Source organism: Dechloromonas aromatica RCB (assembly GCF_000012425.1).
Genome location: NC_007298.1, coordinates 3,685,860 through 3,706,013 on the forward strand (window position 1 = coordinate 3,685,860; position 20,154 = coordinate 3,706,013).

24 protein-coding genes are annotated in these 20,154 nt (G+C 59.8%); 17 read left to right on the forward strand and 7 right to left on the reverse strand.

All coding sequences use genetic code 11. The annotated features are described in order from the left end of the window. Positions 1-181: 181 nt before the first annotated feature. Positions 182-1,207, reverse strand: a complete 1,026-nt coding sequence (locus tag DARO_RS17535) for an IS110 family RNA-guided transposase (protein ID WP_011289159.1) — start codon at positions 1,205-1,207, stop codon at positions 182-184. Between DARO_RS17535 and DARO_RS17540 the strand changes: the two genes are divergently transcribed. The 5 genes from DARO_RS17540 to arsN2 all read left to right on the forward strand — a co-directional run bounded on the left by DARO_RS17540 (position 1,206) and on the right by arsN2 (position 4,147). After that, a complete protein-coding gene (locus DARO_RS17540) occupies positions 1,206-1,868 on the forward strand; it encodes a DUF3601 domain-containing protein (RefSeq protein ID WP_198134066.1) in 663 nt (220 codons plus the stop codon). The two genes, DARO_RS17535 and DARO_RS17540, sit on opposite strands and share 2 nt — an antisense overlap. An 81-nt stretch (positions 1,869-1,949) precedes the next feature. Further along, positions 1,950-2,534, forward strand: a complete 585-nt coding sequence (locus DARO_RS17545) for a TMEM175 family protein (protein ID WP_011289161.1) — start codon at positions 1,950-1,952, stop codon at positions 2,532-2,534. An 82-nt stretch (positions 2,535-2,616) separates the two neighbouring features. Continuing rightward, positions 2,617-3,123 carry a GNAT family N-acetyltransferase gene (locus tag DARO_RS22555; protein ID WP_011289162.1) on the forward strand — a complete coding sequence of 169 codons (507 nt, stop codon included), beginning with the start codon at positions 2,617-2,619 and terminating at the stop codon, positions 3,121-3,123. Between the two features lie 95 nt (positions 3,124-3,218). Next, positions 3,219-3,614, forward strand: coding sequence for a VOC family protein (locus DARO_RS17555; RefSeq protein ID WP_011289163.1), 396 nt, complete (start codon positions 3,219-3,221; stop codon positions 3,612-3,614). A 77-nt stretch (positions 3,615-3,691) separates the two neighbouring features. Beyond that, positions 3,692-4,147: an arsenic resistance N-acetyltransferase ArsN2 gene (gene arsN2, locus DARO_RS17560; protein ID WP_049758770.1), complete on the forward strand. Its 456-nt coding sequence runs from the start codon at positions 3,692-3,694 to the stop codon at positions 4,145-4,147. 86 nt (positions 4,148-4,233) lie between these two features. Here the strand turns inward: arsN2 and DARO_RS17565 are convergent, their stop codons facing one another. Further along, entirely contained in the window at positions 4,234-4,485 is a 252-nt protein-coding gene (locus tag DARO_RS17565; RefSeq protein WP_011289165.1) for a hypothetical protein, read from the reverse strand. A 236-nt stretch (positions 4,486-4,721) separates the two neighbouring features. Between DARO_RS17565 and DARO_RS17570 the strand changes: the two genes are divergently transcribed. The 4 genes from DARO_RS17570 to DARO_RS17585 are packed head-to-tail and all read left to right on the forward strand — an operon-like array spanning position 4,722 to position 7,356. Next, positions 4,722-5,168 (forward strand): hemerythrin domain-containing protein, encoded by a 447-nt coding sequence (locus DARO_RS17570; RefSeq protein ID WP_011289166.1) that lies wholly within the window; start codon positions 4,722-4,724, stop codon positions 5,166-5,168. A gap of 60 nt (positions 5,169-5,228) precedes the next feature. Next, positions 5,229-5,846, forward strand: a complete 618-nt coding sequence (gene trhA / locus DARO_RS17575) for a PAQR family membrane homeostasis protein TrhA (RefSeq protein WP_011289167.1) — start codon at positions 5,229-5,231, stop codon at positions 5,844-5,846. 42 nt (positions 5,847-5,888) lie between these two features. Continuing rightward, the gene (locus DARO_RS17580) at positions 5,889-6,509 is read left to right on the forward strand and encodes a DUF1294 domain-containing protein (protein ID WP_011289168.1); all 621 of its coding nucleotides are present in this window, start codon (positions 5,889-5,891) and stop codon (positions 6,507-6,509) included. A 22-nt stretch (positions 6,510-6,531) separates the two neighbouring features. Next, positions 6,532-7,356, forward strand: coding sequence for an alpha/beta hydrolase (locus DARO_RS17585; protein ID WP_011289169.1), 825 nt, complete (start codon positions 6,532-6,534; stop codon positions 7,354-7,356). 99 nt (positions 7,357-7,455) lie between these two features. Here DARO_RS17585 and DARO_RS21935 read toward each other — a convergent pair whose 3' ends face one another. Further along, complete coding sequence (locus DARO_RS21935; protein ID WP_011289170.1) at positions 7,456-10,740, reverse strand: EAL domain-containing protein; 3,285 nt, start codon at positions 10,738-10,740, stop codon at positions 7,456-7,458. A gap of 66 nt (positions 10,741-10,806) precedes the next feature. Further along, positions 10,807-11,214: a fluoride efflux transporter CrcB gene (gene crcB, locus DARO_RS17595; protein WP_011289171.1), complete on the reverse strand. Its 408-nt coding sequence runs from the start codon at positions 11,212-11,214 to the stop codon at positions 10,807-10,809. 68 nt (positions 11,215-11,282) lie between these two features. Here crcB and DARO_RS17600 point away from each other — a divergent pair, with 68 nt between their 5' ends. From DARO_RS17600 to DARO_RS17635, 8 genes are read left to right on the forward strand one after another with little or no spacing between them, the layout of a single operon-like run. Beyond that, complete coding sequence (locus DARO_RS17600; RefSeq protein ID WP_011289172.1) at positions 11,283-13,088, forward strand: glutamine--tRNA ligase/YqeY domain fusion protein; 1,806 nt, start codon at positions 11,283-11,285, stop codon at positions 13,086-13,088. Positions 13,089-13,093: 5 nt separating this feature from the next. Then, positions 13,094-13,318, forward strand: a complete 225-nt coding sequence (locus DARO_RS17605) for a hypothetical protein (protein ID WP_011289173.1) — start codon at positions 13,094-13,096, stop codon at positions 13,316-13,318. Positions 13,319-13,320: 2 nt separating this feature from the next. Beyond that, positions 13,321-14,490 (forward strand): class I SAM-dependent methyltransferase, encoded by a 1,170-nt coding sequence (locus tag DARO_RS17610; RefSeq protein WP_011289174.1) that lies wholly within the window; start codon positions 13,321-13,323, stop codon positions 14,488-14,490. After that, a complete protein-coding gene (gene pyrF, locus DARO_RS17615; RefSeq protein ID WP_011289175.1) occupies positions 14,487-15,299 on the forward strand; it encodes an orotidine-5'-phosphate decarboxylase in 813 nt (270 codons plus the stop codon). Before DARO_RS17610 ends, pyrF begins: the two co-directional genes overlap by 4 nt. A 10-nt stretch (positions 15,300-15,309) precedes the next feature. Continuing rightward, complete coding sequence (ypfJ, locus tag DARO_RS17620; RefSeq protein ID WP_011289176.1) at positions 15,310-16,170, forward strand: KPN_02809 family neutral zinc metallopeptidase; 861 nt, start codon at positions 15,310-15,312, stop codon at positions 16,168-16,170. A gap of 12 nt (positions 16,171-16,182) precedes the next feature. After that, positions 16,183-16,722 (forward strand): protein disulfide oxidoreductase, encoded by a 540-nt coding sequence (locus DARO_RS17625; protein ID WP_041224483.1) that lies wholly within the window; start codon positions 16,183-16,185, stop codon positions 16,720-16,722. Continuing rightward, positions 16,719-17,534 (forward strand): peptidoglycan DD-metalloendopeptidase family protein, encoded by an 816-nt coding sequence (locus DARO_RS17630; RefSeq protein ID WP_011289178.1) that lies wholly within the window; start codon positions 16,719-16,721, stop codon positions 17,532-17,534. The genes DARO_RS17625 and DARO_RS17630 overlap by 4 nt, the downstream gene beginning before the upstream one ends. A gap of 1 nt (position 17,535) precedes the next feature. Further along, positions 17,536-17,853: a hypothetical protein gene (locus tag DARO_RS17635; RefSeq protein WP_011289179.1), complete on the forward strand. Its 318-nt coding sequence runs from the start codon at positions 17,536-17,538 to the stop codon at positions 17,851-17,853. On the opposite strand, the gene DARO_RS17640 is transcribed toward DARO_RS17635, so the two are convergent. The 3 genes from DARO_RS17640 to DARO_RS17650 form a co-directional block, all read right to left on the reverse strand. After that, complete coding sequence (locus tag DARO_RS17640; protein WP_011289180.1) at positions 17,844-18,197, reverse strand: RidA family protein; 354 nt, start codon at positions 18,195-18,197, stop codon at positions 17,844-17,846. The genes DARO_RS17635 and DARO_RS17640 overlap by 10 nt on opposite strands. A gap of 261 nt (positions 18,198-18,458) precedes the next feature. Beyond that, positions 18,459-18,869 (reverse strand): hypothetical protein, encoded by a 411-nt coding sequence (locus tag DARO_RS17645; RefSeq protein ID WP_011289181.1) that lies wholly within the window; start codon positions 18,867-18,869, stop codon positions 18,459-18,461. An 11-nt stretch (positions 18,870-18,880) separates the two neighbouring features. Next, positions 18,881-20,128, reverse strand: a complete 1,248-nt coding sequence (locus DARO_RS17650; RefSeq protein ID WP_011289182.1) for a hypothetical protein — start codon at positions 20,126-20,128, stop codon at positions 18,881-18,883. Between the last annotated feature and the right edge of the window lie 26 nt (positions 20,129-20,154).

The following is a 20,154-nucleotide window of genomic DNA, read 5'->3' on the forward strand; positions in this document are numbered from 1 at the left end:
CGCGCGCGGGGGCCTCAATCGTTAGCCGGGAGTCGCTTGCCTCCCCTTGAGTTAATCAGGCGCTCCCCGCGCGGGTCCAACCCGCTTCACATCAACGCTGGCAGTGCTTCGCTGGTCTTGGGCCGCCAGCGAACGGCCGGTGATTCCTTTCAGGTTTTTCCTTGCAAACGCTTTTTGCTTTTCAGGCGAGATCTTCGATACGCCGAAATTCCTCTCCGTAGTGCATGACCGCCCAGGCGAGTCGCAAGTTCTTGGCGGCGATGGCAACCGCCGCTTTCCAGTACCCGCGTCGCTCGACTAGATTTCTGGCCCAACGACTGAAGCGGTCTTGCTTGTCACCGAGTCCGGCGAGAACAGATCGGCCGCCCATGACGAGCAGACTGCGCAGGTAGGCGTCGCCGGCCTTGGTGATCCTGCCCAGCCGGGCTTTGCCGCCACTGCTGTATTGGCCGGGAACGAGCCCGACCCAGGCGGCAAGCTGCCGACCATTCTTGAAGTCGTGGCCGCCGCCCAGGCTGGCAACCAGGGCGCTGGCGGTGGTCGGGCCGATGCCAGGAAGTTGCATGAGCTGCCGGCTCCGCTGGTCTTGTTTGGCGGCCAGGGCGATGGCTTTGTCGTACTCGTCGATGTGTTCATTCAGTCGGTCGGCGTGAGCCAGCAGATCACCGACACAGCGGTTGGCCCAGCCGGGCAGTGCTTCGAGGTGGGCACCGATTTCCCGGCGCAGGCGTTCGACTTTCTGTGGCAGCACAATGCCGAACTCGCTGATCAGGCCGCGCAAGCGGTTGTAGAGCGCGGTGCGTTCTTCAACAAAACCTTGCCGGGTGCGGTGCAGGCAGAGGATGGCCTGCTGATCGACATCCTTGACCGGGACGAAACGCATGTTCGGCCGCGTGACGGCCTCGCAGATGGCCGCGGCATCGGCGGCGTCGTTCTTGCCGCGCTTGCCGCTCATCCGGTACGGCACCACAAACTTGGGTGCCATCAACTTCACGGTGTGGCCGACGCGGCTGAACTCTCTCGCCCAATGGTGAGCACCGGAGCAGGCTTCCATGCCGATCAGGCAGGGCGGTAGCTGGGCGACCATTTCCAGCAATTGGCCGCGCGCTACTTTTGGCTTGATAAAAATGGCTTTGCCATACTGGTCAACACCATGCAAAGCGAATACATTCTTGGCGAGATCGATGCCTACAGTGACAATATTCATGGACTTCCCCTTTCGAGCAAATGATTCAGTGTGGAAACTCAATCATGGCAGCTCACGCTGCCTGCGGCTTCCGCCGCTAGTTCGGGACGGGGAAGTCCCTTTCATTCGTTATGCAAAGCTAATGGACGCGCAGTTCGCTGAGACTCTTACTTTGGGTAAACGGGTTCTGATTCCCGGATGTCGTTACTCTGTTATCCAACCCTTTGTTGATGACAAGGGCGCTCAGCATGACCTAGGGGAGACATGGATATATCTTGGGGTTGAGGGACCTAAGATGTACGCGGGCTTCGTGCTGTACATCTTTGATGCCATTGAAAAGAAAATTCGCCTGAGTTACGCAAGCAATGGCCAGCCAAAATTGATCGCGCATCTCGAACAATATTTATCTGGACCAACCGTTAGTACGAGCGAACTTTTGTCGGTGATTTCGGAGTCAGCACGAGCCGCTTTGTCTCGTATCGAAAGTTGGCTGGTCCCAATTCCTCCTGAGGCAGAGAGCTTTATATTTCAAGTTCGAGAGGCTCAAGGTAACGCTTCATGTGCAGATGGCCGCTCCGGGGCAGGTAGCTCGTATGAGCAAGTCGTTGGAGACCTTGCCACCGTGTATCGGGAGGCAATTAATGCATTCAAGACCAAGGCAAGCCATGAGCATGTTGCCTAACACTATGGTCAAGTTCGCCCTTCGGGCTGGGACTGCGCTAAAGCGCAGCCCCTTACCTAAAACGTTTTCAGAAAGGCTGCGATGGGCAAAGGTCGGCTTGAAGCATTTAGCGATGGCGTTCTGGCCATTATCATCACTATCATGGTGTTGGAACTGAAGGTTCCTCATGGCGCGGATCTTGAGGCACTTAAGCCCTTGCTTCCAAGCTTTCTCTCTTACGTTCTAAGCTTCATTTACGTCGGCATTTACTGGAACAACCACCACCACATGCTCCATGCAGCGAAGCACGTCTCAGGGCGGGTGCTTTGGGCCAACCTAATCTTGCTGTTCTGGTTGTCACTGTTTCCGTTCGCTACCGGTTGGATGGGCGAGAACCATTTCGAGGCGTTGCCGTCGGCGGTCTACGGGTTCGTGCTGCTCATGGCTGCAATTTCGTACTACATGCTCCAGCAGAGTGTCATCGCGACCGACGGCCCGAGTTCGCTGCTCAAGCAAGCCATCGGCACCGACTGGAAGGGCAAGGCCTCACCCTTTTTGTACATCTTGGCGATGGTTGTTGCGTTTTGGGCGCATTGGGTAGCGCAAGCTATCTATGTTGCGGTTGCGCTTATCTGGCTGGTACCGGACAGGAGAATCGAGCGTGCCATCAACCGCACTGAAACCTAATCTTTCGTTGGGGAGGGACCTCGCGCGAAATGCCGCGCGAGGTCCCTCAACTCCACGCTAGCAGCCCTTCATCCAATTGAACATGACCACAACCATCCGCCCCGAAAAACCTTCAGACGAAGCCGCCATTGAGCAAGTCACTCGGCGCGCTTTTCTCTCCCACCCTTACAGCCATCAAACCGAGCAGTTCATCATCCGTGCGCTGCGTGCAGACGATGCGCTTTCTGTCTCTCTCGTGGCCGAGGAGGCCGGCCGCATCGTCGGGCATATTGCGCTGTCTCCTGTCACCATCAGCGACGGTAGTGCCGGCTGGTATGGGCTGGGCCCGATTTCGGTCGAACCGGAACTGCAGCGCCGTGGTATCGGCCGGGCACTTATGGAGAGAGGAATTGTCGAACTGCGCAAGATCGGAGCTGCGGGGTGCGTGCTCGTTGGCGACCCGGCGTTCTACGTCCGTTTCGGATTTGCGAACAATCCTGCACTCGTGCTTGAGGGGGTTCCTCCAGAGTTTTTCCTCTGTCTGCTCCTTGGCACGGCTTCCGCTCATGGCTCCGTTCAATTCCATCAGGCGTTTCAAGCCACGGCTTGAAACGTTCGAGGCAAGCTTCTCAGGTGCCTCAGTTGCAGACTAAACAAACATCGCACTTATCGACGCTTTCACCTTCAAGCCTATCGGAGGCCATCATGAACCCAGTTGTACATTTCGAGATGCCCTATGACGATCGGACGCGAATGTCTGCGTTCTACGAAGAGGCGTTCGGTTGGCAGACCCAGGCACTTGGCGATGACATGGGCCAGTACGTGCTGGCGACCACGACAGAGACGGAGGATGGTCGCCCCAAAGTGGCCGGTGCAATCAATGGCGGCTTTTTCCCCAGGAAAGCCGATTGGCCGGCACAGTACCCGTCCGTGGTCATTGCCGTGGAAGATATCGGCGCATCCATTGAAAAATTGCAGCAGGCGGGCGGCCAGGTGCTTGGTGAGCCCATGGAAATACCGGGCGTCGGAACGTATGTGGCCTTCATGGACACCGAGGGCAATCGGGCCAGCCTGCTTCAGCCCTCACCGCGCCCAAATTAAAACGCCTCACGCATCCGGTCACCCGGCGCATTTCGGCGCCGATTTTGCGAAGGGCCGGACTTTATTTTGCTCACCTCTTGTCAAACCTTGGCCTGCACAACATGACCATCGAACCGATTTCCTCCATCGAAGAAGTCTCAGCGCTGCTGGCTGAATGCGCCTTGCCTGTTTCTGATCTCTCAGCCCCGGAACCGCTTCAGTTCTTCGGCATCCGCGAAGGCGGTGCCTTGGCAGCAGTCGTCGGGCTTGAGCTTTATCCGCCAGTTGGCTTGCTACGCTCCCTCGCGGTTCGTTCCGGCTGCCGTAATCGCGGTTTTGCCCGCGAACTGGTTTCATTCGCGGAATCATTTTCAGCGGCCCGTGGCGTGACGACCTTGTATCTTCTGACCACCACCGCTGATCGGTTCTTTATTGGCCTTGGCTACTCGGCAACCTCCCGTGGCAGCGCACCTCCCGCCATTCAGACAACCACCCAGTTCTCCAGCATTTGCCCGACCTCTTCAGCATTTCTTTCCAAGCATCTCGGCACCTAGGGCAGCGCGATGACACCGAGCCTTATCCCTGGTGAAACAAAAACGCCGCCCGGATGAGGCGGCGTTGAGTTTGGGCAAGGCCTGTTTTAGTGCTTCTTGCCCATCCACTGGGCATTCTTGCCGTCACTGGTCTTTTCGCAGACGACTTCGACGCCGGAAATCTTGGCGACCACACCGACATCCATGAAGGCGCCGGCATCGCCATTCCAACACTGGGGAGCTTTCGGCGCAGCGGCAGCAGGTGCCGCTGCGGCCACCGGCTGGGCGGGCGCAGGCGTTTGGCTGGCACAGGCAGTCAGGCCAAGAGCAATGGCGGAAGTGGCGAGGAAGGTACGCATGAGAATCTCCAAAATGAAGTTGTGACAACGATGGGATAATTCTCTTACGCGGATGTTTCAGCTTCGTTGCAGCCTGCCACGCTATCGCTTGGTCTGAACTGTTTTGAAACGCGACGACCTAAGCCAATAGCCCGGCGTTCAATCTGAACGCGCTCGCCTATTTTCAGCGCTTTTTACCGGGGGTAACCCCAGGCTTCACCATAACACCGCGTGATTTCTCTGAAGGAGATCAAGACATGGCACCGATTGGGAAAGAGGCCGTCGATAAAATAAGGCGAGATCATGAGCACATGTTGCAGTTGATTGAGCGAATTCAGTCTCTTTGCGACCAGCGCGACAAGATCGACGTTTGCACCGGCTGCCACTCGAGCCAGCAGTCAGTTTGTCATAGCAATGTTGAACAACTGATTCGAGCCTTTGTCGAAGCGACGCTAAAACACAACCTGATCGAATCGATGTTCATGGAAGGAATCGTGCCATCGGCACATCGCATGGCCCACAACAAAGCGCACATGGAAATCGCACAACAACTGAAGGAGATTCGGGTCGTGTTCTCCAAAGACGGCGATGGCATCCATGCCATTGAGGGCGTCGACCGTGTCCAGAAAACCTTGCTCGCCCACTTCATCGAATATGACCAGCAGCTTGAAACACTGCTGACTCCGGCGCTAGCCAATAGTTGATGCTGGCCTGAATTACATTTATGACCGGGCTGCAGATGGCCCCAAGGCAGGAAACCGATTATGTACCCTGGAGAACGCTTCAACGCCTGGACCCACCTGTGCGGCGCCATGCTGGCCTTGACCGGGGCGATCTGGCTGATCGTCGTTGCAGCGGCCGGCGGCGATGTACTGAAAACAGTCAGCGTGGCTGTTTATGGCGTGACGCTGGTCATGCTGTACAGCATCTCGACGATCTATCACAGCGTGCGCGGGCGGGTGAAACGGGTCTTGCGCAAGCTGGATCATCTGTCGATCTACCTGCTGATTGCCGGCAGCTACACGCCATTCTGCCTGATCAGCCTGCGCGGCGCGTGGGGCTGGTGGCTGTTCGGCATCGTCTGGGCGCTAGCGGCGATCGGCATGTTGCAGGAAATCAAGCCGCGCTCGGAGGCTCGCATCCTGTCGCTGGTGATCTATGCGGTGATGGGCTGGATCGTGCTGGTGGCGATCGAACCCCTGCTGGCCAGCCTCGGCCTGGCCGGTTTTTTGTGGCTGGCGGCGGGGGGTGTTTTCTACACCGTGGGCATCATCTTTTTCGCCTTTGACGAACGTTTCCGGCACTGGCACGGCATCTGGCACCTGTTCGTGATTGCCGGCAGCCTGATGCATTTCATCGCCATCCTGTTCTACGTGGTCTGAATCGTGGAAAATGCCACCGGGTTTTATTGAGCACAAACAGGCATGCGACTTCAGGGAAGAATCACCAGCTGGAAGGATGACCAAGGCTACGGTTTCATCACCCCCAATGGTGGTGGCAATCCGGTTTTCCTGCACATCAAGGCCTTTACCCGGCGCCAGCCGCGACCGGTGGGCGAAGAGATCGTCACCTACGAACTGCAACAGGACAAGCGTGGACGCTGGCGGGCGGAGTCGGTCGAATTCGTGCGCGGCACCGGACGCAAGCGTGTCGTTGCCGATCGAGGGCCAAGCCGTTGGCCACTGGCGCTGGTCGGGTTGTTTTTCGCCTTTTTAGGCGCCTCAACCCTCACCGGCAAGATGCATCCGCTGCTCTTCGCCTTCTACACAGGCATCAGTATCAGCACCTTCATTGCCTACCTGTTGGACAAGTCCGCTGCCCGGAACGGAAATTGGCGCACGCAGGAAAGAACGCTGCACCTGCTGGCATTAGTTGGCGGCTGGCCGGGAGCGCTATTGGCGCAAAATCGCCTGCGCCACAAAACAGCCAAGGACTCGTTCCTGATGATCTTCTGGACCACCGTCCTGCTCAATTGCGGGGCACTCGGGTGGTTGCTGACGCCTGCCGGTGGCCATGCCCTGCGGACGGCGTTCAGTGCCGCCTGAGCCCTCACGCGGAGAATCCACCATGCGCCTGATCACACCCCTGCTGCTCGCGGCCTTCACCACCTTCGCCAACGCCGCGCCTTCCTTGGTCGATGCGTCCTACGGACCTGAGCCCGAACAGCGTTTTGACCTCCATGCCCCGCCAGGAAAGCAGGCTGCGCCGTTGATCCTGATGGTGCATGGCGGCGGCTGGACTCGCGGTGACAAGGAGATGAGCCGGGTCGTCGATAACAAGGTGGAACACTGGCTACCGCGTGGCATTGCCTTCATGAGCATCAACTACCGCATGCAGCCCAAGGCAGCACCACAGGAGCAGGCGCGGGATGTGGCCCAGGCGCTGGCCTATGTCGAGAAAAATTCGGCCAGAATGGGCGTCGACCACAACAATATCGTGCTGATGGGCCATTCAGCCGGCGCCCACCTGATCGCCTTGCTCGCCGCCCGGCCTGAGCTGCTGGCGGAGGTTGGGGCGCAGGCCCCCCGGGGCTTCGTGCTGCTCGACAGCGGGGCACTGGATGTCCCGGCGATCATGAATGCCCGCCACTTCGGGCTTTACGACCGCGCCTTCGGCAGCGACCCGGCAGAGTGGGCGGCGGCCTCGCCCTTTCACCAGTTGCGGCAGGCGACGGCGCCGATTCTCGCCGTCTGCTCTACCCGTCGCGAAAATGCTTGCCCGCAAGCCCGGGCCTTCGCCGGCAAGGCGGTCGGGCTCGGCAGCCATGCCGAGGTCCTGCCAGTGGACAAGACGCATGGCGAGATCAATGCGCAACTTGGTGCCGACCCGGTTTACACCGCGGCCGTCGACACCTTCCTCGGGCGGCTGTCGCCAGCATTTGCCGAACGCTGATGGCGAGCATTGCCTGAAGTTGATTCTTCTCGAATAGCCAGCCAGGCCTTGCTCAACGCCTGAAGTGGGCGAGCTACCCGAGGGCCCGGGAGTGCTGCGCTAAGCCACCGGAAGGCTCAGGACATTGGCCTGTTCCAGATAGGCCATGAATTCGTCGCGTGGCAACGGACGAGCATAGTAGTAGCCCTGAATCAGGTCGCAGCCGAATGACTGCAGCAGATCGCGTTGTTCGGCCGTTTCCACCCCTTCGGCCACGGTCTTCAGGCCCAATTGGCTGGCCATGAAAATCATCGCCTGGGCGATGGCCCGATCACCGGAATCTGAAACTAGGTCACGGACAAACGTGCGGTCTATCTTCAGGTAATCGATCGGATACTTCTTCAGGTAAGCCATGGCGGAATACCCTGTCCCGAAATCATCCAGGGAAATCTGGATGCCGCTGGCGCGGAAGGCGGCAAGGCGTTCGGCGACATGCAATCGCTCATCGAGCAGCAAGCCCTCGGTGATCTCCAGCCCGATGTAACGAGGATCAAGCCCGATCGATTTCAGATAGTCCAGCCATCCTGCCTCGCTGCCATCCTTGACGAACTGGCGTGGCGACATGTTGACGCTGATCTGGCAGTCGGCCGCCCCGGCCGGCATCCGGGCCGCCCAGTCGCGCGCGGTCAGTGCAGCCTGCTGGAACACCCAATCACCGATGGCATGAATCAGGCCGGTTTCCTCGGCCAGGTGGATGAACTGGTCCGGCGGCACCATGCCACGCTGCGGATGACGCCAGCGCAGCAGCGCCTCGGCCTTGACGACCCGGCCACTTTCGACTTCGACGATCGGCTGATAGTGGAGTAACAATTGCCCGTCCGCCAGCGCACTGCGTAAATCGTGGGAGAGCTTCAAGCGATAGTCGGCGGATGTCTGCATCGATTCGGTGAAGAAGCAGAAACCGTTACGTCCCAGCTCCTTGGCCACATACATGGCCTTATCGGCACAGCTGAGCAGGATATCGGCATCTTCAGCATCCTGCGGATAGCAGGCGATCCCAACGCTGGCTGAAACGTAGGCCTGATGACCATCCAGCACGAAGGGGACGACCAGCGCATCAACAATCGCCTGGGCCAGAAGGCCAAGATGCTCGGGGGCACGGACGTCAGGCAAAACCACGACAAATTCGTCGCCCCCCAGGCGAGCCACCAAATCGGAAGCTCGCACCTGGGCGCGGATTCTTTCCGCCGCTTCGACCAGAAGACTGTCGCCAGACTCGTGTCCGAGCGAATCGTTAACCTCCTTGAAGCGATCCAGATCGATGAAAAGCAGAGCACCGCCATGCCCCGTTCGGGCAGCCCTGAGCATTTCGTCACGCAAGCGGATATAGAACAGGCTGCGGTTGGGCAGTCCGGTCAGCGCATCGAAGCTGGCCTGGTATTTCAACTTTGCCTCGATGCGATTGCGCTCGATGGCGACCATGGCGAGGTGGTGCGCCTGCCGGATCGACTCCAGCTCGGCCTCACTAGGCAGGCCCGGCTCGCGCCGATAGATGCCGAAAACCCCCAGCACTTTGCCGCCAGAATCGGCAATCGGAAAGGACCAGCAGGCCCGTAGCCCGCACTTCAGGGGCAAGTCACGATATGACGCCCAATAGGGGTGCGTGGCGATGTTCTCGACAAACACCTCCTTGCCCGACCAGGCGGCGGTACCACAGGAACCTATACCGTCGCCGATCCTGACCCCCTCGATCGCCCGGCAGTATTTTTCCGGCAAGCTCGCCGCAGCGGCAATGTGCAAGCGTTCACCGGCCTCGTCGAGCAGCATGATGCTGCACAGGTAGCCAGGACTTTCCTGCTCCAGAAGCGCCGTCACCAACTCAAGCACCTCCGACAATTCCGCCCCCTGCCCGAGACGTTCGAGGATATGGACCTTGGCCCGCCCCAACGCCTCCTGGCGCTTGAGCGCGCTGACGTTGTGCCCGAATCCGAGGACGCTCTCAACCTGGCCATCCAGGCCGAACTCCGGAACCAGCCGATAGTTCAGGCAGACCAGGCTGCCGCGCTCGTCCCTGAACTCGAGAAGGCACTCCTCCGGGCGACAGCTAGCAAACACCCGCTGCAGGATCGCCTCGAACTCATCGACACTGATGTTGCGTGGCGCCCAGCAACAGGACACCTCTTTGCCTCGCGTTTCACCCGGCAAAACTCCGAGCAGTTGATCGAATGCCGGATTGCTGAAAACCCGCCGCAGATCGCGATCGTAGCGAATGATCACCTCGGGGGAATTTTCCACCAGCGTGCGGAATTCACGTTCCCTCGCCGCCAATGCGACCTCAAGCTGCTTGCGTTCGGTGATGTCGCGATGGATGCCGATCACCCGAAAAACCCGGCCGGCACCATCGCTCATCGGCACCAGCATGGAGTCGAAATGGCGAACGACGCCGCTGCGGCGGAACTCGGATTCATAATGAATGGGGTCGCCCAAGTCGACGCAGCGCCGGTAATTAGCCTCGGCCTGGCTCGCGAGTTCCGGCTCAACCAGTTCGCCAAACGTTTTCCCGATGGCGCTCTCGACAGGAACGCCGACGATCTGCGCCATCGCCGCATTCGCACCGGCAACCCGGAAGCTGGCATCGTCACGAACATCAATCAGGATCAGGCCATCGGTGATGTGGGCAAAGACCTCCTGATACTCCTGCGCCGCCGCACGGAGCGCCCCCTCCGCCGCCAATTTGTCGGCCATGATGGCATGCTGCAGGCGTTCGTTATCCAGGCCAACGGCGATGCTGTTCCAGAGCATGCGATGACCACGCCGAGCCGCCGCCCATAGCAACAGCAGAAAGCCCAGTACCGCCACACTGGCGTAACTGCCGACATTTTCGAAGGCATACATGCGCACGGCAACAGGAATCAGGACCAGCGCGATGAACGGAACGGCCGTTGCCGGCAGCGAAGTGTGCAGGATGCTGGCGCTTGCCGCCACACCGGTCAGGACAAGAAGCAGGAACATTGCCGCGCTGACATTCTCGGGCGACATGAACAGGAAGGCGGTTCCCCCCCAATGCAGGCCCGCCAGCAACAAACCATAGGAAAAATGCCGAATCCAGGCATGCAGACGCTCCCGACCGGGCGCCGATGCCAGAAACCCCTTCAGTCGGTGCGCCTGGATGGCCCGTCCGGCAACAATCGCCTGCATGCCGATCAGCCAGGCCAACAGGGTGGCATGACTGAAATGAGGCCAGAGCACGAAGACAAGGAAAGTCGAGGCCAGGACAGTCCCGAACGCCGCCGACCGGAAGCTGCGGTAGAGCATGACGGCCTGCTGCCGCAGCACATCGTTGGCAGTCTCGCCGACGGTCGATGGCGACAGCTTGTCCTCCAGAATATCCATCGCCATTGCCATGACTTAAAAACCTAACAATTTTTCAGATATGAAAACTTTACTGCGGCCCAGCTGAAGCATCCTGAATCAGGCCCAGATGCGCGTTGCACCGACGGTCAGCAAACCGAGATAAGTCGCGGTCAGGGAGCCGGCCAGATGCACCGACGCCAGGCCGATGGCCCAGGCTGGCTGGCCAGCCAGCAGACGCTCGACCACTTCCGCCGAAAAGGTGGAAAAGGTCGTCAATCCGCCCAGAAATCCGGTGATCGCAAATAGCTTCCAGGCCAGCGAAAAATGCGTGTTGATATGGAAGATACCAACCGCCACGCCGACCAGATAACCACCGATCACATTGGCGGCCAGCGTCCCGAGTGGCAGCGCGACGAACAGTGGATTCAAGCTCAGACCGAGCAACCAGCGGGTCCAGGCGCCAAAGGCGGCCCCGAGGCCAATAACGAGAAAATTGAGCGCAGAAAGTTGGTGCAGGGCAGACATGGGTGAATTCTACTGCCTTGGCTGTCGCTGGCGGTTAAAATAGCGCGCTTAATCAACGAGGTTTCAACGTGAGCAGCCCCAACCAGCCCGCCAACACCCCGGCCCCCGCCGCCAATTTCATCAAGAACATCGTCGAAGCCGACCTCGCCGCCGGCAAGCACGCCCAGCGCCACTGGGCCGGCCATCCGGGTACGGCGGCCGACCACGCTGCCGCCCCCCTCGATCCGGCCAAACTGCGTACCCGCTTCCCGCCCGAGCCGAACGGCTACCTGCATTTCGGCCACGCCAAGTCCATTCTGCTCAATTTCGGCCTTGCCGAGCAATACGGCGGCCGCTGCCACCTGCGCTTTGACGACACCAACCCCGAGAAGGAAGATCAGGAGTACGTCGACTCGATCGTCGATGCGGTCAAATGGCTCGGCTGTTCGTGGGAAAAAGACGGCGAAGCCAACCTTTACTACGCCTCGAATTACTTCGACTGGATGTTGCAATGCGCCGAGGCGCTGATCGCCGCCGGCCACGCCTATGTCGATAGCCAGAACGCCGAAGAAATGCGCGCCAACCGCGGCACGCTGACCCAGCCCGGCAAGAATTCGCCTTTCCGCGACCGTTCCGTCGCCGAGAACATGGATCTGTTCAAGCGCATGCAGGCCGGCGAATTTGCTGATGGCGCCCATATCCTGCGCGCCAGGATCGACATGGCTGCGCCGAACATCAACCTGCGCGACCCGGCCATCTACCGCATCCGCCACGCCACGCACCACAACACTGGCGACAAGTACTGCGTCTATCCGATGTACACCTTCGCCCATCCGATCGAGGATGCGCTGGAGAACATCACCCATTCGATCTGCACGCTGGAATTCGAAGACCAGCGCCCGTTCTACGACTGGCTGCTCGAGCGCCTGGCTGAAGCCGGCCTGTTGCAGCGCCCGCTGCCGCAGCAGATCGAGTTCTCGCGCCTCAACCTGACCTACGTCGTGCTCTCCAAGCGGAAACTCATTCAGCTGGTTGAGGAAAAACACGTTACCGGCTGGGACGACCCGCGTATGCCGACGCTGGTCGGCGCCCGTCGTCGCGGCTATTCGGCCGAAGGCTTCCGCCTGTTTGCCGACCGCATCGGCGTTTCCAAGAACGACTCGCTGATCGACTACGTGCTGTTCGAAGACGCCATGCGCGAAGTGATGAACGAGTCCGATCTACGCCGTATCGCGGTACTCGATCCAGTCAAGCTGATCATCGACAATTACCCGGATGGCCAGGTCGAAGAGTGCTTCGCGCCGAATCACCCGCTGCACCCCGAACTTGGCCAGCGCAGCATCCCGTTCAGCCGTGAGTTGTGGATCGAAGGTGAAGACTTCATGGAAGTGCCGAGCAAGGGCTTCCGCCGCCTGTTCCCCGGCAACATGGCGCGCCTCCGTTACGGCTACGTGGTCGAGTGCACCGGCTGCGACAAGGATGAAAACGGTAAGGTCATCGCCGTCCATTGCAACTACCTGCCGGAAACCAAATCCGGCACGCCAGGCGCCGACAGCGTCAAGGTTAAGGGCAATCTGCACTGGGTCTCTGCCGCCCAATCCTATCAAGCCGAAATTCGCCTCTACGAGCGCCTGTTCAAGGTGCCCGCCCCCGGCGCCCGGCGCGAAGGCGATGCGCCCGATCTGGAGCGCGATTTCCTCGACGACATGAATACGGATTCCGCCAAGACCATCACCGCCCAGCTCGAACCCTGTCTGCGCGATGCCAAGCCGGAAGAGCGCTTCCAGTTCGAACGACACGGCTACTTTGTGGCCGACCGCGTTGACTCCAAGCCTGGCGCCCCGGTCTTCAATCGGGCCGTCACCTTGAAGGATTCGTGGGGCAAGGCGAGCTAAGCGACATGGCTGGCGGATGGGGCTGCCCGCACGAGGTCAATGATCACTGCACCAAGATCAACAACCTGCCATGCGATCCAGGCATGAAGGGCTGTGAGCTCTATGGCCGCTTCCGCTTTGCCGACGAGAGCAAAAACACCCGCTATTGGGAAAAGAAAGAACGGGCGCAACAGCCGAAGACGGATGGCGCCCAGCCTTCGAGGCTCGACCAAGACAGCGGCGCAGATTGAGCATGAATCGCAACGTCGCCCAACTCGGACAGGTCTTTACGCCCCCCAATGTGGTGGCCTTCATGCTCGACCTGTGCAGGAACAAAGGTCGCTCACTGGAGCCATCGGCTGGCGACGGCGCCTTCTTCAGCACGCTGCGCCAGCGCGGGGCCGATTGCGTCGGCATTGAAATTGACCAGCGGGTCGCTCCGGAAGGGTCGCAGGTTCGCGACTTTTTTGATTATCCGTTGAGCGAGCAGTTCGACACCATCGTCGGCAATCCACCTTACGTACGCCTGCAGGATGTTGCCGCTGGCACAAGAAAACAGCTGAATTCGGAACTCTTCGACGGCCGCAGCAACCTCTTCCTGTTCTTCATCGAGAAGTGCATCCGTCACCTGAAGCCAGGCGGCGAACTGGTCTTCATCGTGCCTCGCGAGTTCATCAAGCTGACCGCGGCCAAGAAGCTGAATGCCTGGTTGTACGAGCAAGGCAGCATCACGCATTTCTACGAAACCGGCGACGTGCGCGTCTTTGGCGACCACACACCGAACTGCGCCATCTTCCGTTTTGAAAAGGGAAGAATGGACCGCCGCATGGAAGATGGTCGCACCTTCACCGAAGTCGACGGCCAGCTGATGTTCCTGCGCGATGACTACAGCGTGCATTTTGCCGATGTATTCGACGTGAAGGTCGGTGCCGTTTCCGGGGCGGACAAACTCTTTGCGCACCCCAAGGGCAACATGGAATTCGTCTATTCGAAAACGGTGGACACCGGCGAAACGCGGCGCATGCTCTATGGCATCAAGCATCCCCACCTGGACAAGCACAAACCCGAATTGCTCGCCCGGCGCGTCCGCAAGTTCGACGAGAGCAACTGGTGGCAATGGGGCCGGGCCTTCCCGATCAATGAACACCCGCGCATCTACGTCAATGGCCGGACACGCAAACCGGCACCGTTCTTCCTGCATGACTGCAACGCCTTCGATGGCTCGATCCTCGCGCTGTTTCCGAAGAACCGGAAAATCTCCCGGCGCGACCTGATCGAATGCACGATGATGCTGAACAACGAAGTCGACTGGCAACAACTCGGCTTCATCTGCGACGGCCGCTTCATCTTCACCCAGCGCAGCCTGCAGAACTGCCTGCTGCCGGCCAAGTTCTCCCGCTATCTACCCAAGGATTCCAGATGACCTTCATCGACCAACTGAATGCCGCCTGGCAGAAGAACAATTCCCTGCTCTGCGTCGGGCTCGACCCAGACCCCGCCAAGTTTCCCGCCCACCTGAAGGGGCGCGATGACAAAATTTTCGAGTTCTGCGCCGCCATTGTTGACGCCACGGCCGACCTTGTCTGCTCGTTCAAGCCGCAGATCGCCTACTTCGCCGCCCGCCGCGCCGAAGACCAGCTCGAAGCACTGATCGCCCACATCCACGAAAAGCATCCGGGCATCCCGGTCATTCTCGATGCCAAGCGCGGCGACATCGGCTCGACGGCCGAGCAATACGCCGTCGAAGCCTTCGAACGCTTCAAGGCCGATGCGGTCACGGTCAATCCCTACATGGGCCGCGATTCGGTCGATCCCTACCTCGCCTACCCGGACAAGGGCGTCATCCTGCTCTGCCGCACCTCCAATCCTGGCGGCTCCGACCTCCAATTTCTCGATGTCGGTGGCGAGAAGCTTTATGAACGTGTTGCCCGCCTCGCTTCCGGCGAATGGAATAGCTCCGGCCAGATCAGCCTGGTCGTTGGCGCCACCTTCCCGGCCGAAATCGCCCGCGTTCGCGAAATAGTCGGCGACGTGCCGTTGCTCGTCCCCGGCATCGGCGCCCAGGGCGGCGACATCGAAGCCACCGTCCGGGCCGGCCGCACCGCCAATGGCACCGGCTTGATGATCAATTCATCCCGTGCCATTCTCTACGCCGGCAAGGATGAGCGCTTCGCCGCAGCCGCCCGCCAGGTAGCCCTCGAAACCCGCGACGCCATCAATCTCTATCGCTAAGGACAACACCATGCGCCTCGACGACCAACGCGAAAGCGACAACATCGAAGACCGCAGGGATGGCGGCGGTGGAGGCATCGGCCGCGGCGGCGTCGGCATTGGCGGCATCGTGCTGGCGCTGGTCATCAGCTACTTCACCGGCATCAACCCGATGACCCTGCTCGGCATCGTCGAGCAAACCCCACTCGGCCGCCAGGAGGCTCCCGCCGCCCATAAGCCGCCGGCCAACGATGACACGGCGCGCTTCGTCTCCAAGGTTCTCGCCTCGACCGAAGACGTGTGGACCGACACTTTTCGCCAGAATGGCCGCCAGTATGAAGTACCGAAACTGGTGCTCTTCACAGGTGCTACGCCGACCGCCTGCGGCACGGGCCAGACCGCGATGGGTCCGTTCTACTGCCCGGGCGACCACAAGGTTTACATCGACCTCGCCTTCTACCGTGAGCTGAAAGACCGCTTCAAGGCACCCGGCGAGTTTGCCCAGGCCTATGTGGTGGCCCACGAAGTCGGCCACCACGTGCAAAACCTGCTCGGCATTGCCGACAAGGTTCATCAAGCCAGGCAGCGCGCCGGCAAGGTCGAAGGCAATGCCTTGTCCGTGCGCATGGAACTGCAGGCTGACTGTCTGGCTGGCGTCTGGGGCAAGCGCACCGACACCATGAAGCACGTCCTCGAACCGGGCGACCTCGAGGCCGCACTGACGGCTGCGACGGCCATCGGTGACGACCGTCTTCAGCAGCAGGCCCAGGGTCGCATCGTTCCCGAAAGCTTCACGCACGGCAGTTCCGAACAGCGCGTCCGCTGGTTCAAGCGCGGCTTCGAAAGCGGCGACATGAATCAGTGCAACACTTTCAAGGCCGAGCGCCTCTAAGCCAGCGACCGCTTGACTGAATCTCCAACCCCAAGCAAGAAAGTGCCTCGCTGGCGGCGTTGGGCGCTCGAGGTGCTGATATTCGTCATTCTGTTCGCAGCCTTTCAGGCCTGGCAGACACGCAATGCACCACGCGGACCCGCCCCGAATTTTTCAGGAACACTGATCGATGGCCAGCCCTTCGACCTGACCGCATGGCGCCAACAACATCCGGACAAGGCTGGGTTGATCTATTTCTGGGCGGAATGGTGCGGCATTTGCAGGACAACGGCCGGCACCGTTAGCAATATCAGCGAAGACTGGCCGGTCATCTCCGTCGCGATGCAGTCCGGGCCAGCCAACAGGGTCGCCGAAACCATGCAGCAAAGGGAATATGTCTGGCCAACGCTGGCCGACCCCGAGGCGCAGGTATTTCTACAGTACGGGTCGCGTGTCGTTCCCGCCTTCTTCATCCTCGACCCGGCCGGCAACATCCGCGCGGTTTCGGTCGGCTACACCAGTGAAATCGGCCTCCGCCTGCGCTTGTGGTGGGCCAGCCACACAAACACATGAAACTATCTCACTTCGCCCTGGCCTTGCTCATCAGCCACGCCACCATGGCCATCGCCTTGCCGAAAAACTCGGCGGTCCCCGGCGGCGTTGCCGTCATCGACCTCGGCCCGGCCAGCCAGACAACGCCGACCGCCCGCTGGGGAGAACAGCCCATCGCGGTCGTTCGCGACAATGGCCGCTGGTTCGCCCTGCTCGGCATTCCGCTCGACACCCTGCCCGGCGATCTGGAAATCAGGATTTCAAGTGGGGCAGCGACAACGACCAGGCAGGTCGCCGTGCAGATCAAGAATTACCCCGAACAGCGCCTGACCATCAAGGACAAACGCAAGGTCGAACCGAACGCCGAAGACCTCGCCCGCATTGAGCGCGAACAAAAGATCACCGAGGCGATCAAGAAACATTTTGCCAATTCCGCACCGGCCACCGATTTCACCCTGCCAGCCAGCGGGCCGCTGTCTTCACGTTTCGGCCTGCGCCGAATCTTCAACGGCCAGCCGCGCAACCCGCACGCAGGACTTGATGTTGCCGTTGGCACGGGCACACCAGTCAAGGCACCGGCCGATGGGATCATCGCAAATACCGGCGATTATTTCTTCAACGGCAACACCGTCTTCATTGACCATGGCCAGGGCCTGATTACCGCTTACATGCACCTATCGCGGGTCGACGTTCGCGCCGGACAGACGGTCAAAAAAGGGGAAGCGCTCGGCGCCGTCGGCTCGACCGGACGAGCCACCGGCCCGCATCTGCACTGGGCCGTAACGCTCAACAATACCCCGGTCGATCCGGAGCTTTTCCTCAGCAAACCATAATATGTCCGGGCAGATCATCCATCTGCACCATGCAGCGCCAAGCAAGCCAGCGGAGGGCCTGCCCTGTAACGGCTGCGGGGTCTGCTGCACGCTGGAAACCTGCCCGGCTGCCCGGCTCCGCTTTCTGCAAATCAAAGGGCCATGCCCGGCACTGGAATGGTCCGCCGCCCAGGAGCGCTATCTGTGCGGCCTGCACGTCCATCCCGGGCGTTACCTGACCTGGCTGCCGCCGAAAAGCACGGCACTAGCCAGTCGCCTCTTCGCCCGCTGGATTTCGGCCGGCAAGGGCTGTGACTGCAGCGCCGAGATTCAGGCCTGATTGACTGCGGCGGTCAAAACCATTTCGATCCGATAGCCTGGATTGGCCAATCTGGCCTGCAAGCAAGCCCGCGTCGGTGCATGCCCTTCCGGAACCCAGGCATCCCAGACCATATTCATTGCATCGTAATCAGCCATATCGGCGAGATAGATGGTCACCATCAGGAGCCTGGTCCGGTCGCTGCCAGCCTGAGCCAACAGGCAGTCGACGCTGGTCAGCAGGTTTTCGGTCTGAGCCGTGACGTCGCCATCGAGATTGGATGGCACTTCAACTAGATAGACCGTACCGTTATGGGCAACACTATTGGAGTAACGACGGGTCGTCCCGTGACGTTGAATCAGCATATTCAATTCCCAAAAAACGTGAAGCCCATGCGTTTCAGGCATGGGCTTCGGTTACTGCAACCCTGACACTCGGTCAAGGCATTCGGCTATTCGCCGTTACGGAGTACTACACGGTAATCTCAAGAATGCTTCCTGTGACAACTGCCATAAAGTCTCCTGCAGCGCAGCGAGTACCGCCACTTCGAATCAGGCTTGCTGCAAACCTGACACGCTTTCAGCTTACCACTCCCAGACAAAAAAGCCAGCGGCTTTTGTTCCCGGCTAGCGCCTATAGATCACGTTGGTACCGGGCGGTACCTTTGACACAGGAACGTAGCCGACAGCCCCTGGGGTCGCAATCACGTGCTTCACAACCTCGTCAATGCTACCGAGCTCCTTCGGTGGCGAGCCCTTGCCAACATAGCGACGAACCAGCCAGTAACCGGTGTATTGTTCCTCGTTCTGGTCCATGACCATTTGCAGAAAATCGTCGCGCACGGGTGAACCTGCCGGCAGGTTCACCGGCATGACCGTCTGCTGGCCGATGGATACGATTCGTCCGGTGTATAGGCGCTGCAGCGTAATCTTATCGGTCTTTGGCAACCCCGAATTTCCGATGACGACAACATCATCCCCCGCTGCTCCCGCCTGCCCGAGCAGCAACAACAGGAGAAGAGGGAGCCAAGGTTTCATCGCTGCGTCTCTCAGAAGCTGAAACTGTAAGAGAGTGAGAAGATATTGATGTGCCGATTGCCGCTATCGCTGCCAGCAGGTGCATCAACGAAACTGGAAGCAATCCCGGTCCTGACTTGGGATAGCTCCGCCTTGATCACACTTTTCGACGTCACCCAGAACGATGTTCCTAGCGCCACTGTCGACTGGTCGTAGGGTGACGTCAGATCGGCCATCAGTGTTTGGCTGCTGCGCAGCGGTGCGGGAACGGCGCCAGCATTGGCGTTGATCTGTTGATAAAGACCCAGCGCACCATCGGTCGACTTCGTTTTCGCGTAGTAAACATAGGGGGTCCAAGCCCCCATACGTTTCATCAGCGCGACATAAGCCCCCCAACGGCTCAGGCCACGACTGGCACTTTCGATCTTGGCCTTGGCATATTCACTGGTCAGACGAAAATCAGCCGGCAACATCACGCTAGCCCCAAGCGTGATGATAGGAACGCGGAGCTTATCGACACCACCCGGGAGAAGTCTGTACAGACCTGGCGGATTGAGATATTCAAATCCGGCCCCTGTCTTCTCTCCCGGCCGCGAAGCCTCCCCCTCGTGATAGCCCACGCGGAAAGTGTTTTCGAGGCTACGCGCCGTCAGCACCAGACCGCTGCTTTTCATGTCGATCGGCAAAAACCAGCTCCCCGGCGAGTTGGCATTATCTATCGTCCGGTCACGCCCGTAATATCGCCAATACGTGCTTGTCTCGCCGGTATAGGCCTCGGCGACCAAGTCGAAGGAGTCGCCCAGCCATGTCTTGCTGATGCTGACGCCAACAACATCAGTGGTCGGCGCAATCGAATAGACCTCGAGCGGCAGACGCGCCATGTCATAGGTCGCCCCAACATCGCTGTTTTCCGTATTGAGCATCAATGGCAGGCGGATCTTGCCAGCGCGGATCAACCAGTCATCGTTCGGTCGCCAGGACAGGAAGGCCCAAGCCACGGAAGCCTGCCATTGGGAATCTGAATGATCCGACGGCGCCGCCTTGGCCTGAACGGTCGCGCTCCACTCTTGCGAAAACCGCGCATCGACTTGGGCGCCGACGACGGTATCGCGCTTGACGGTGCCGCCATTGTCGATGAAGCGTTGGTAATTGAAGGATTGATCAGAACGGGCATAGCCGAATGTACCGAAGCCGGACCACGTCAGGTCGACCGCCTGCGCCGGCATGGCCATTGCCGCCAGTAAGGTGAGTAGCGCAGTATTCAACAGTCTTTTTTGCATATTGGCGGCGCCCAATCAGGACATGA